The organism is Actinacidiphila cocklensis (genome assembly GCF_907177275.1).
GTDB classification, from domain to species: domain Bacteria; phylum Actinomycetota; class Actinomycetes; order Streptomycetales; family Streptomycetaceae; genus Actinacidiphila; species Actinacidiphila cocklensis.
The window spans coordinates 137,713-150,666 of record NZ_CAJSLV010000043.1 but is presented as its reverse complement, the minus strand read 5'-3'; the positions used below and the strand labels follow the sequence as shown (position 1 = coordinate 150,666).

The 12,954-nt window shown below is 71.5% G+C and carries 7 protein-coding genes and 1 pseudogene; 5 read left to right on the top strand and 3 right to left on the bottom strand.

Annotated elements, in window-relative coordinates; genetic code table 11:
• Positions 1 to 101 precede the first annotated feature (101 nt).
• Positions 102 to 1,610: an MFS transporter gene (locus tag NFU81_RS07420; RefSeq protein ID WP_251486283.1), complete on the top strand. Its 1,509-nt coding sequence runs from the start codon at positions 102 to 104 to the stop codon at positions 1,608 to 1,610.
• On the top strand, positions 1,607 to 2,179 hold the full coding sequence (locus NFU81_RS07415) for a TetR/AcrR family transcriptional regulator (RefSeq protein WP_251486280.1): 573 nt from the start codon (positions 1,607 to 1,609) through the stop codon (positions 2,177 to 2,179). The genes NFU81_RS07420 and NFU81_RS07415 overlap by 4 nt, the downstream gene beginning before the upstream one ends.
• Positions 2,180 to 3,154: 975 nt before the next feature.
• Here the strand turns inward: NFU81_RS07415 and NFU81_RS07410 are convergent.
• Positions 3,155 to 7,816: an HAD-IC family P-type ATPase gene (locus NFU81_RS07410; RefSeq protein WP_422665159.1), complete on the bottom strand. Its 4,662-nt coding sequence runs from the start codon at positions 7,814 to 7,816 to the stop codon at positions 3,155 to 3,157.
• A 170-nt stretch (positions 7,817 to 7,986) separates the two neighbouring features.
• On the opposite strand from NFU81_RS07410, the gene NFU81_RS07405 reads away from it, so the two are divergent.
• The 3 genes and pseudogenes from NFU81_RS07405 (at position 7,987) to NFU81_RS07395 (ending at position 9,520) form a co-directional block, all read left to right on the top strand.
• Positions 7,987 to 8,403, top strand: a complete 417-nt coding sequence (locus NFU81_RS07405) for a hypothetical protein (RefSeq protein WP_251486275.1) — start codon at positions 7,987 to 7,989, stop codon at positions 8,401 to 8,403.
• Positions 8,404 to 8,599: 196 nt separating this feature from the next.
• Positions 8,600 to 8,902, top strand: a pseudogene (locus tag NFU81_RS07400) (helix-turn-helix domain-containing protein); the annotation flags it as partial.
• A 306-nt stretch (positions 8,903 to 9,208) separates the two neighbouring features.
• Positions 9,209 to 9,520, top strand: coding sequence for a helix-turn-helix domain-containing protein (locus NFU81_RS07395; protein WP_251486269.1), 312 nt, complete (start codon positions 9,209 to 9,211; stop codon positions 9,518 to 9,520).
• 85 nt (positions 9,521 to 9,605) lie between these two features.
• Here NFU81_RS07395 and NFU81_RS07390 read toward each other — a convergent pair whose 3' ends face one another.
• Both NFU81_RS07390 and NFU81_RS07385 read right to left on the bottom strand, forming a co-directional pair.
• Positions 9,606 to 10,970 (bottom strand): SMI1/KNR4 family protein, encoded by a 1,365-nt coding sequence (locus NFU81_RS07390; protein ID WP_251486266.1) that lies wholly within the window; start codon positions 10,968 to 10,970, stop codon positions 9,606 to 9,608.
• A 316-nt stretch (positions 10,971 to 11,286) separates the two neighbouring features.
• On the bottom strand, positions 11,287 to 12,633 hold the full coding sequence (locus NFU81_RS07385; protein ID WP_251486402.1) for a M1 family metallopeptidase: 1,347 nt from the start codon (positions 12,631 to 12,633) through the stop codon (positions 11,287 to 11,289).
• Positions 12,634 to 12,954 lie beyond the last annotated feature (321 nt).

The following is a 12,954-nucleotide window of genomic DNA, read 5'->3' as shown; positions in this document are numbered from 1 at the left end:
TCCCCCGGCCGGGCTTCAGGGGGACAACCGTTTGGGGCTCAGGCCGCAAGTATGTCATCGTATGAAGACATCGCGTGATGACAAACTTGGGGAGAACGTCGATGACTGCCCGACATACGGGGTCCGACCTGCGGCAGCGTGCGCTGGTTCCGGTGCTGGTGTTCCTCGGCACGGTGGTTGCGGTGATCAGCAGCCTGGGGGCTCCGCTGGTGCCGACCATCGCCGATGTGGACCACGTGTCGCTGACCGACGCGCAGTGGTCGCTCACGATCACGCTGCTGGTCGGATCGGTCGCCACCCCCGTGATGGGCCGCCTGGGAGACGGGCCGCACCGGCGCCGGGTCGTGCTGGGGGCGCTCACCATGGTGCTGGCCGGCAGCGTGCTGGCGGCGCTGCCGCTGGGCTTCGGCTTCCTCGTCGCCGGGCGAGGACTGCAGGGAGTGGGTCTCGGGCTCATCCCCCTGGCCATCGCCACCGCACGCGACGTGCTGTCGTCCGAGCGGTCGCGCCCGGCGGTGGCACTGCTCTCCATCACCACCGTGGCCGGTGTCGGCCTCGGCTACCCGCTCACCGGGCTGATCACCGAGTCGATGGGCATCCACGCAGGCTTCTGGTTCGGCGCGATCATCAGCGGTCTTGCCCTGCTGGCCGCGGCGCTGGTCGTACCCGATGTCGGTATCCGGGAGAAGCGGCCGCTGGACGCCCCGGGGGCGGCGCTGCTGGCTGTCGGACTGGCGTCGCTGCTCCTCGCGCTGAGTGAGGGCGAGGTCTGGGGGTGGACCTCGGCCAGGGTGCTGGGTCTGGTCCTGTTCGCACTGGCGCTGCTGGTCGGCTGGAGCTTCCACGAACTGCGTACCGCCCACCCGCTGGTGGACCTGCGGACGCTGCGTAACCGATCGGTACTGACCGCCAACGTCGCCGGGCTGATAGCCGGCGTGGCGATGTACATGCTGATGTCGATGGTCACCCGCTTCGTGCAGACCCCGAGCGCCACCGGCTACGGCTTCGGCACGTCGGTACTGGTGACCGGGCTGGTGCTGCTGCCGTTCTCCGCCGCCAGTGTCGCCTCCAGCAAGTTGGTGCCGCTGCTGACCCGGCGAACCTCCACGGCGATGGTGCTGCCGATCGGCTGCGCGATCTCGCTGCTGTCGATGGTGATGTTCCTGTTCGCCCGGGGCAGCCTGTGGGAGCTGTTCGTGATCATGGGCATCGCCGGACTGGGCGTCGGCTGCACCTTCGCGGTGATGCCGGGACTGATCGTCAACGCCGTGCCCGCGCACGAGACCGGCAGTGCCATCAGCTTCAACCAGGTGCTGCGCACGATCGGCTACACCACCGGCAGCGTGCTGAGCGCCGTCGTCCTGGAGGCGCACACCGGCTCGGGCCGGCTACTGCCGGCCAACAGCGGCTACCAGGCCGCCGCCTGGCTCGGCTGTGCGATCTGGGTGGTCACCGGTATCGTCGCGATCGTCCTGCCCAGGCGGTCCGCCGAGGCGAAGCGCCCCGTGACCCCCGTGACCGTGGACGAGGAACTGATGGACGAGAGCATCGCCGACGCCGAGAGCGCCGAAGACAGTGTCACCGCGTCACCGGGCCGGTTCGGCCGGTGAGTCCCGCCAAACGGCGGGACTCCACCCGCAGCCGGCAGCTGCTGCTTGAGGCGGCGGCCGGCCTTTTCGCCGAACGCGGGTTCGATCGCAGCACGACCAGGGAGATCGGCGAACGGGCCGGCGTCGACCCGGCCCTGATCGCCCGCTATTTCGGCGGCAAGGCACAGCTGTACATCGCCGTGCTCGACCTGGACCGGGCCAGCGCCCGGCCGGCCGACCTGCTGGAACCCGAACGCAACCTGATGCTGGTCAACCGCGTCGACCAGCACGGCCCCGGCCCGGTCTTCCGGGCCGCGGTCACCCCGCTGGAGGACTCCGAAGTCCAGGCGACCGCCGTGGACCAGCTGCACTGGCGACTGGTGGACCCGTTGCGCGAGCGGTTCACCCGCGAGGGTCTGGACCGGCCGCAACTGCGCGCGGAACTCACGGTGGCCGCCTTCGTCGGCATCGTCCTGTCACGCCACGGCGGCGCGTTCAGGGCGCTGGCCGAGGCCGACACGAACGACGTCGTGAACCTGGTGCTGGACATGCTCGGCCAGGGCCAGGCCCAGGGCGCCGCAGGTTCCTGATCCGGTCGAGAGCCCGTGTCCGGGGCCGCAGCCACGAGGCCCTACCCGGTCGACGACGCAGGCCTCATCGACGTCGTGCGGGCCGTCGCACCGAGAAGTCTCGACGGCCACCCGCTGTGGCTCGTCTTCGACCCGGTCCGTCGTCCCCCGGCAGCGGGCGGGCCTGTGGGCTCGAAAAGTCGTCGCAAGGCGACGAGTGCAGCCTCGACTCCGGGCCGAGGCGTCGTACATCGTCGCTCCTCGGTGTGGCTCGGGCGAGCGTGGATGCGGCCTCACCTCTCGTCACCTCGGTCCGAGTCTTATGCCCTGACGTGACTGCTTTTTGCGATCGGGCGCCCTGCTGCGCTGTCCCATGAGGGCACTCCTCAGCGATCGAGGGTGCAAGACGTAAGCCGGGACCGGCGGATGGTCTTCCGGCATTCGCACCGCGAACCCCGTTGGTTCAACGTTTAATAACAGGCCTATCGCGACCTGTTTCGCCAAGGATGGACAAACAGCGCAGCAGTGGGGTGGGATCTGGCGCAGCTTGTCCACCGGGAGGTGGTGGAGCACTGGCGAGGATGGCGCGGTCGGTGTCGGTTATGGCGGGCTTGCCGACCACCTGGCGTTGCTGAGCAGCAGTTGGTGCCGCAGAGCAAGATTCTCGATGTTCTTGTCGCGGTCGCTCATCGGCGCAGGCGAAGGACGGCGAACGCGTTCGCCGGGGCGAGGTACGCCAGGCGCAGTAGCGCGACAGATGATGCTGCCCTCTGCCCTCTGCCCCCTGCGCCCTGAGCGGATGAGGACCTCGGGATGAGGGGCAGGACGCTCGGAGGCCAGTGATCAAGGCCGTGACCTGGACGGATGATTTATCGGCACCCGCAGGGCCGGATCCTCCATCGTGGTCGCGTCCGCCATGGTCTGCAGGGCAAGGGCGGGGTGTGAGAGTGGACTGCGCGTGCACGGCCGGGTGCGGCCGTCGGCAGGGGTGGTGGTTCAGCCCTCCGCTGGAGGCGTGCCGCGGGCGAGGAGGCGAGGGGCGAGGGCGGCGGCGAGGGTGGCTGCGGTGGAGCAGGTCGCGACGGTCGTCCAGGCCACGGGGCCGAGCGGCGTGCAGCCGAAGAAGTGGCTGACGCCGGGGGTCTGGATGACGGTAACCAGCGCGGCCGTCGAGATCGCGGCGGTGGTCACGACCAGGGGGCTGTGCCAGTCGGTGATGAGGGTCTGGCCCAGCTGGGTGCCGACCAGGGCCGCCAGGCCCATGGTGCTCGCCCGCTTCGCGCGGCCGGTCATGCGTCCCGTCTGCCAGGCGCCGGCGGCGCCGAGCGTGGTGGCGGCGCCGCGCACCGCCAGGACCCGGGCGAGGTCGGGCCCGAGCAGGGCGGGGACGGGGCCTGTGGCGAGCGGGTCCTCGCCGGTGTCGGGCGTGCGGGCGGGGGCGAGGGCGACGGCCAGCGCGGGCAGCATGTCGGTGAACATGTTGACCAGGAGCAGTTGGCGGGTGCCCAGGGGCGCGCGCCCGGACAGGGCGGTGCCCAGCACGGTGAAGGCCACCTCGCCCGCGTTGCCTCCGACGAGGATGCCGACCGCGTCGCGGACGCTGTGCCACAAAGTGCGTCCTTCGAGGAGTGCGTCCAGGAGGCGGGCCGGGTCGGGATCGGTCAGGACGAGGTCGGCGGCGGCGCGGGCGGAGGTGGAGCCGTGGGCGGCCAGGCCGATGCCGACGTCGGCCAGCCGGATCGCGGCTGCGTCGTTGACGCCGTCACCGGTCATCGCCACGACGTGCCCGGCACGCTGGAGGTCCTGGACGATGCGGACCTTGTGCTCCGGGGAGACCCTGGCGAAGACGCTGGTCCGGGAGACCCTCGCGATGCGGTCGCGGTCGGAGAGGGCGTCGAGTTCGGGGCCGGTCAGCACGGTGTCGGCCTGCGGGATGCCCAGATCGCGGGCGACGGACGCGGCCGTGGCGGGATGGTCTCCGGTGATCATGGCGACCCGGACCCCGGCGTCGGCGAGGCGTTTGACGGTCTCCGCGGCGCTGGGCCGTGGGGTGTCGGCGATGGCGAGGAAGCCGACGAGGGTGAGGTCGTGGGCCAGCGCGGAGAGGTCGTCGTCCGGGGCCGGGGGACGGTCGGGGAATGCCTCGGCGACGGCCAGGACGCGCAGTCCGTCGTCGGCCAGGCGCCGCACCAGGGCTTCGGCGGTGCGCCGCCGCGCCGGTCCGAACGGCATCCGCCCCGCCTGGCGGTCGTCCTTCCCCGACGAGCCGGAGCCGATGACGGCGGCCGAGGTGCAGCGTGCCAGCACCGTCTCCGGCGCGCCCTTGACGGCCAGGCAGACCCGTCCGGCGTCGGTGCCCGCCGAGGCCGAGTAGCCGCGGCTGGCCTCGAACGGCAGCTCGGCGGACAGCTCCCAGCTCTCGTCGGGCGGACACTGTGCGGCGGTGGCGTCGAGGACGGCCCGGTCGGTGGCGTGGGCTACGACGCGGTCGCCGGTGGTGGGCGGGCAGGCCCGGGAGGCGGTCCGCAGCAGGCGCCGACCGGCCCCGCTGTCCAGGTCGAGGTCGAGGTCGAGACCAGCCAGGCGGGTGACGGAGAGCTGGCCGAGCGTGAGGGTCCCGGTCTTGTCGAAGCAGACGACGTCGACGCGGCCGAGCGCCTCCAGGACCCGGGGGGCACGGGTCAGCACGCCCTTTTGGGACAGGCGCCGGGCCGCGGCGGACTGGGCGACGGTGGCGACCAGCGGCAGTCCTTCGGGTACGGCGGCGACCGCGACGGCCACTCCCGACGCGAGCGCCTCGCGCACCGGCACACCACGCAGCATCCCCAGCAACGTGACGACGCCGCCACCGACGGCGACCGCCGGCAAGGCCGTCCTGGTCAACTCGGCAAGGTGACCCTCGATGCCCGTCGGGACGCTCGCGGCGCCCGCCATGTCGGCGGCGCGTCCGGCTTCGCTCTGCTCGCCGGTGGCGACGACGACGGCATAGCCCGTCCCCGCGAGCACGGTGCAGCCCTGATAGACCATGCACGACCGCTCCGCGAGATCGGCACCCGGTGTGGCCGTAGGGTCCTTGGCGACCGGCGCGGCCTCACCGGTCAGGCTCGCCTCATCCAGCTCGAGACGGTCGCAGACCAGCAGCCGTGCGTCGGCCGGCACGACGTCGGACGGGCGCAGCGCGACGATGTCGCCGACCCGGAGGTCCTGGACCGGGACCGTGTCCTCAAGGGCACCGACGAGACCTGCGAAGAAGGCGTCCCGGTCAAGATCCGATCCGTGTTCCGGCGGCGCCCAGGCCACCTGGCGGGCGGTCGTCTGCTGGGTCAACAGCAGCGCGCGCAAGGCGCGTTCAGCCCTGGCCCGCTGCGCCCCGCTGACCACGGCGTTTCCCGCCATGACGCCGCCGACGAGGGCGGAGTCGATGGTCGACCCCACAGCGGCGGAGGCCGCCGCACCCAGCGCGAGCACGGGCGTCAGCGGGTCACGCAGCTCCTCGCGGACCGCCGTCGCCAACTGGCCCGCGCCGCGGACCGCTGAACGCAAACCGGTGGCCCCGGCCGCGAACCGTACCGCCGCCACGACGGCTCCGCGGGCTGCGGCGGCCGCACCCCCAGCGGGTGCCGGCCCTTCCGCCGCGGTTTGCGCGGGGACACCCGGCAGGTGCAGGACGCTGAGGGTCTCCCGCGCTCCCAGCGCATGCCAAGTGCCGCGAACACGACCCGGCGGCAGGGCGCGACCGGCCAACCCGCGAGCCGCACGCAGAGCCCCGAGCTGGGCAAGGAACGCGGCACCGTAAACCGGGGACGTCGTCAACCCCAGCATGCTGCGGCGCCGTCCCGCAGCGGCGATCAACGCACCGAGCGTCGAACCGCCCATGGACAGGTGCGCGGACCGCCCGCTGACCTGCCGGGCTTCGTCGATCGCGACCAGGACACGCCAGACCTGTTCCAGCCCCGGCCCGCAGATCAGATCGGCGGACCAGCACGTGTGGCTCGGCACCCCGGGCCCGGGCAGGACACCGACGCCGACGTCCGCCGCCGCCAAGGCCTCGTCGTCGCCGGTACTGACCACCACGACCACGTCGCCGTCCTGCTGCAACCGGCGGACCTCCGCGGCCGCCGAGGCCCCGGCCGGCAAGACGCGGTCGGCCCAGGGCAACAGCTCGCCGGCGCCGGCGTGCTCGGTGAGCAGCATGCTGCGGCCACCGGAGCGGGCGGCGCCGACGAGGGCGTCCGCGAGCGGATCGAGGTCGCAGCCGGCCAGGACCCGGCCGTGGCAGTGCCCGCCGGCGTCGTACAGGTCCAGCGGCATCCCCGCCGGATCCTCCGGTCGCCGGCCCTGGGTGCCCCGCGCGCGCCGCAACTGCCAACCACCGGCCGTCCAGGGCCCCTCGTGCGTCAGCTCCGCCACCGACCGCCCCATGAGCACGTTGTGCGCCGCGCTCCACACCTTCGCCTCGTCCAGGCCGCCGCCTGTGGACGATGCCGCCAGCAGCCGGGGACGGGAGGTGCACAGCACCGCCGAGTCGATGACGACGGCCGTCACCCGATCCAGCAGGCGCAGGGCCTCGGCGTCCATCGGCACCGCCCCGCTACCGGCCAGGTCGCGGCCGAGCAGCGCGCTGAACGCCTCGCGGCCCATGCCCGCCGCCTTGGGTACCGTGGCCAGGATCGCCCGGGCGGCCGATTCCACACTGCCGGTGTAGGCGAACACCCCGCCCGCCCCCAGCAGGGCGGCCAGCGAGGTCCGGTCGCCGCACTGCTCCACCGCCCCGGCCGGCAGCGGCGCAGGCCGCTCCGGACGTTCGCCGAGCCTCGACGGGAGTCCGGCGCCCGCCCGCACCAGTTCGTGCTCCCGCCGCTCCCACACCCCTTGGCGGGCGCGGATCTCGGCGAGCTGCCAGACTCGCTGCACGGTGTCCAGTGCCACGGGCGCGACACCGTCAGTCAGGGCGTGCACCGCGGCGCTGGACACGGCCAGCACCACTGCGGCGTGCGGCTTGCCGAGCCGGTCCTCCACCAGGCGTCGCAGCCGCGGGTGGGACTCCGTCACCACCACCGGGAGCCGCAGCACCGCGGGGAACGCAGGCAGCGGCGAGACCTGCCGGACCGCGGCCACCGCCAGCCCCAGACAGTCCGCGACCAGGGCCGCCTTGGCCAGCGCGGCCGGGGCGGTGTCGAACGGGGGCATCGGACCAAGGCCGCTGAACGGCTGGTCGCCCGTGCCGTGGGCCTCCTCCAGGTCCGCCACCACGTCGAGGATTTCCTCGAGGCCGGTCTGGTCATCGCCGAGTTCGACGACCACCTGCCCGAGGGCGGCGTTGACCTCCGCCCAGCGCACTCCCTTCACCGCGCGAACGGCAGCGGTGAGATCCCGGCTGAGCCGTTCGTGGCACTCCCCCCGCCCGGTCAGGCCGCGCACCTCGATGTGGGCACGTCCCCTGCCCCTCCACAGGCGCCGCTGTCCGCGCCGCGCTCCCGCATCTGCCAGGACGGTGGCGGCTTCGGCAAGGTCACTCGGAACGCTGCGCAGCGCCCGCCGCGCAGCGCGCCCGCACTGCTGGGCCGTCGAGGCAGCGTCGTGCACCGCCCCGCCCAGCGCTCCCACTGGCGCGGCCACCAGGCCGACCACCGACGGCACGAGTCCGCTCAACGACACCAAGGAAACTCCCGCAGTACCCGGGCACACGGCCACCACCCGCGGGACGCGTCCTGTCGGGACACGGTCGCGGTGTGCTTCACAAAGAGAACATTAGGCAACAAAGTCAGATAATGAGTGGATAACACCCCCGGGGGAGGGATCCACGGAGTCGGCAGAAGGGCAGGCCCATGACACCCGCAGCGCAGCGCAGCAGCCGCCAGGCGACGAAGCGAGCCACCAAGAAGACGGCGGCGGCACCCAAAAGCGGCGCGGGACGCAGCCGGGCTTCCGGCACCACGGCGACCCGGACCACCAAGACGCGGAGCAAGGCCTCCAGTGCCGGCCAGCACCAGCACGACGTGACCATCACCATCCCCGTCGACAGCGCCGCCAGCGCCGTCGGCAAAGTCGTCACCCTGCCGGTCACCGCGGCCCAGCGGATCCTCCCCTCCGCCGGCGGACTTCCTCTGTACGTCGGCCTCGGCGCCCTGGGCATCGCCGGCATCCTGGAATGGCCGGTGGCAGCCGGCATCGGCGTCGGCTACGCCGTCCTGCGCCAAGGCGGCCCCCTCAACCCCCACCCCGAAGAAAACCCGGCCAAATAGGCGACATCCAGAACCTGGCCAAGGAGACGACAGCCACTCGATGGCACCTGTCAACGTTCCGTGAATGTGGTTCTGGATCACTTTCCGTGCCGAGGCAACAGAGGGTCACTCAGTGCTGCCCGCTACCGCACTTGATTGGGTGATGCCGGGGCCGTTCGTCTGACAGCCGCAGGCTGGCGCCGGTAGCTCTGGGGATATGAGGTACGCACAGGGCGGTGGTCTGACCCACGTGCACAGGGGCAATCGGGGGCGGTTACGGCTACAGACGGTGGAGCGCTTCGAGGCCGGGCAGAGGAACGGGGAGGTCGCTGCAGCGCTGCGGGTGAGCGAGCGGTCGGTGGAGCGGTGGCGTCGGGCCTGGTGCGAGTGCGGCCGGGCGGGGGTGTTATCGAAGGGCTCTCCGGGGCGGTCCCGGCTCAGCGAGGGCCAGATCGCCAGACTGGAGCGGGAGTTGGAGCGCGGTCCGCCGGCCCACGGGTGGGCCGATCAGCGGGGGACCCCGACCTCAAGCCGCAGGAGGGCATCTGGTCGCTGGTCAAAGGCGAGATCGGCAACCTCGGCGCCGCGGACCTCACTGAAATCACCCGAGCCGTGAGACGTCGACTCAAGAGGATCCGTACCGCCCCGAGCTCGTCGACGGCTCCCAAGGGCCGCATTGTCTGGGAGAACCCGAGGAACGGGTTGCTCACGATCTCAAAAGTTAAGAACCAAGCGCCGGACGAAGAGGGCATGGCCACCTCAGGCTGCGGCGCGCGATCGTCGTGCTGATGCCCGCGCAGTGCCAAGCGGTGCGGGAATCACCTCGTTGCTGCACGTCAGCGAGGACTATGTACGCGATGTCATCCACGCGTTCAACGAGCGGGGGTTCGACGCGCTGGACCCAAAATGGAGCGGGGGACGACCCAGCACGATCAGTGATCAGGTGCGCGAAAGCATCTGCCTGATTGCCCGGACGTCCCCCGCCGACTGGAAGATCGCCGCGTTCTCCACCTGGAGCCTGACCAAGCTCGCCGAGCAGCCCGCTGCGCATGCGAATGGGTGGGCACAGCGCACGAGGCACAGGACGAAGGGGCGCTGGGGGCTGCTTCCGCGGAGGCATTCCGCCACGGCGGCGTAGTCGCGCAGAACGTAGTGCGGGTGCTGGACTGATCAGCACCTGTCCGCGGCCCGGAGACCAGCACGGACCATCTGACATCACGAGTTCAAAGTCCGTAGGCCGCGGGGCCGAGATCTCCCTCAAGGAGCGTTTGTACGATCTGGGGCCGGTCCCAAAGGGCCAGGATCTCGTTGGCGATGGCCGCGACGGGCAGGTGGTCCTGGTGCCGCACCTTGATGGCTGCGGCTTTCAGAGTGCGCGGGACGGCTCCGGCGTTCAGGAGGACACGCCATTCCTGCACGCCGAGGGCCAGGAACTCCAGTGCGGTGAGCCCGGCGACCTCCAGGGGGTCGGCCAGTGTGCCGGGCATGGCGGTGAGGGTGCGCAGGTGGGGCAGCCCGGCGACAGGCGCGAGGTTGAACGGCGCGCCGTCCCGGGCGCCGAGGGACAGGACTTCCAGGGCGGGATGGGCGGCGGCCTGGATCGTCTCAAGGTATCCGGTGCCGACCCTGGCCACGGCCGGAAGCTCGTCTCCGCGGCGGTCGCGGCGTTCCTCCTGTACCCGGCCCAGAACGAAATCGGTGAGGGAATCGGCCACGAGCTCGGCACCGAGGCTCTGCGCGCGATGGACCACGATGATCTGCCCGAAGTGCCCGCGCGGGCCGGGGGTCAGGTCGACTGCGAACGCGTCGCCGCCGTTGCCGCCGAAGCCGATCCAGCCCGGTGAGCCGCCCAGGCCCTGCACTGCGGCGTCGGGCAGGGTGCAGATCGCATCCGTCGCGCCGAGGTCCCAGCCCGGGAAACGGGGCGCCGCGTCGATGCTGAACAGGTGTTCCAAGCCGAAGATCTCGCAGCCGACCGCCTCGTCGAAGCGTTTCGCCGTCTCGAAGTCGTGGCCCCAGTCCACTCGTGTCACCCGGTAGAGCACCTTGAGCTCATCGGACAGGGTGACACCGAGGCGCGCTTCGGCGGCAGCGATCTCCTCTTCCGTCGCGCCGATGGTGTCGGGCAACCGTTCGCGGAGCGTCCACTCCAGCAACTCCAGGTCCACCGATGGTGCCGGTACCGCCCCGGGCACCGGATCGGGGCGGCGGAGCCAGGGTGCGGGAAGGGAGCCATCAGCCAGGACGAGCACCCCCAGGTCCGGGTAGCCGTGAGCCGGTTCCACAACCGGGCTCGGCCAGACCAGACCGAGCGTGGTCCGTCCGTCCGGTTGGGCCTCCGCCCTGAATGCGATCTCCTGGACTCCGCCGCGCCCGAGCGCCCTCTGTATGTTCTCCACCGCGATCCGCGCTGTCGACGACATGGGTCCCGGATGGGCAAGGCTCCATCCGGATCGACTGATGCGTCCTGCCACACGGGCCGACCGGGCTGCACGCCGCTCTGCGTCGTCCGCCAGCATGAGCCGGAGCACGGGCTCCCAGGTCGCGAAATCGCATACCGATGACAAGGGGGGGCTCTGATCAACCATGCGCAGACCATACGCGGAGCCAATGACAGTGAAAGCGGCCGTGCCCGCCGCCTGCCGACAGGTCACCTGACACCCGAGCGGCCGGGCGGCGTGCCGGCGGGTGATCGGGCGTTCCTGCCAGCACTGCTCCACCGGCTCCCGAAGGACGCGTTGCGCCAGGCCAGTCTGGGATGCGACAGCGCGGAGTTCACGGGCACCGGCCCTGACCAGGATGGATGAGGTTCTCGGCAGGGACAGGGTGGCAAGCACGCGAGCCGCAGCCGGTCGGGCCGGCTGCGGCTCGTGCGCCCGTCGGCGCCGTGGGGAGTGCCCCGGACTACGGCTGGGCGGGCTTGCCCGCGGTGTAGAGCCAGGTGTGGAAGAGGTCGCCGAGCTTCCTGCCGGACACCTTCTCGCTGAGCGCGATGAACTGAGCGGTGGTTCCGTTGCCGTAGCGGTGGCTGCCGGCCCAGGTCTTGAGGATGCTGAAGAAGTGGGCGTCGCCGACGGCCGTACGCAGCTTCTGCAGGGTCATCGCGCCACGGGTGTAGACGGGCGAGGCGAAGATGTTCGCCCCCTCGCCGGGATCGCCGGTCGGAAAGGCCCACAGGCTGCTGGTGGCCGGGCGGGCGTAGTAGCCGTCGAACGTGGCCTGGGTACTCTGCCCGCCGTGCTGCTCCTCCCAGAGCCACTCCGTGTAGGTGGCGAAGCCCTCGTTGAGCCAGATGTCCTGCCAGCTGGTCAGGCTCACGGAGTCGCCGAACCACTGGTGCGCGGTCTCGTGGACGACCGTGCCGACGTCCGGCGCCCGGTCGTAGATCGGGCGGGTCTGCGTCTCCAGCGCGTAGCCGACGTCCGGCGCCTGGTCGACGATCGCGCCGGCCGCAGAGAAGGGGTACCGGCCGAAGAGGTTGCTCTCCCAGTCGAGGATCGCCGGGATCTGGGCCAGTGCCGGGGCGGCGTCGGCCGCCTCGCGGGGATCCACCGCGTTGTAGACGGGGATGCCCGAGGCGGTGGTGTACCGCTGGACGTTGAACTTCCCGACCGTGGCGGTGGCGAGATAGGAGGCCATCGGCTCGGCCTGCCGCCAGCGGAAGGTGGTCTTGCCCCGCGTGGTCCGCTGCGACGTCAGCACGCCGTTGGCGACCGCCGTGTATCCGGCCGGCACGGTGATCGCGAAGGTGTACGACGCCTTGTCCACCGGGTCGTTGTCAGCGGCGAACCAGGACATGGCGCCCTGCGGCTCACCCGCGACGAAGGCCCCGTCGTCGGTGGGTATCCAGCCGTCCGGGGAGCCGTCCGGGTCGGTGACGGTCTCGGGCACGCCGCCGTAGGAGAGGTCGACGCGGAAGCTCTCCCCCTTCCGGAGCGACTTGCGGGGGGTGATGACGAGTTCCTGTCCCGCACGCGTCCACCGGGCCGTCCGTCCGTTCACCCGTACGCTGCGCACTGTCAGCCCGGACAGGTCGAGGTCGAACCTGGTCAGCTGCTGGGTGGCGCGGGCGGTGAGGGCTTCGGTGGCGTCCAGCCGCCGGGTGGCCGGGTCGTAGGCGAGGTCCAGATCGTAGTGCGCGGTGGTATAGCCGCCGTTCCCGGCGAGCGGGAAGTACGGGTCGCCCTGGCCCGGTGCGCCGAGGCCGTCCGTGCCCGCGGCCACGGCGGGGCTCTCGGCCGTCAGGGCCAGGGAGGTCGCGAGGACCGCCACGGCGATGCCCAGGTATCGGGTCCGGGCGGTCCTCCAGCGCGGGCGGGCGGGGATGGCCTCTCCGTGGGCAGCGAGCACGTGCACTCCTGAACGATGCGGCGGAACCGAACATGATCACATCAACGTGGCCACACCTTATGGCGCCGTTCTCCCGGCGACAAGGGATCTTCTTCCCCGCGAGCGGGCGGCTCGGCCTGCTCACCTGCCTGTGTGGGGCTCAAAAATAGAATTTCCGCTGCGGTGCTGCGGGTTTGTCGCGCTGTCAGATGGCGATCTGGTGCTCGTTGATAAGTCCGCCGG

Coding starts and splice junctions, on each gene's coding strand:
- NFU81_RS07405 (WP_251486275.1), top strand. CDS start 7,987: ATGACACCCGCAGCGCAGCGCAGCAGCCGCCAGGCGACGAAGCGAGCC.
- NFU81_RS07390 (WP_251486266.1), bottom strand. CDS start 10,970: ATGGTTGATCAGAGCCCCCCCTTGTCATCGGTATGCGATTTCGCGACC.
- NFU81_RS07420 (WP_251486283.1), top strand. CDS start 102: ATGACTGCCCGACATACGGGGTCCGACCTGCGGCAGCGTGCGCTGGTT.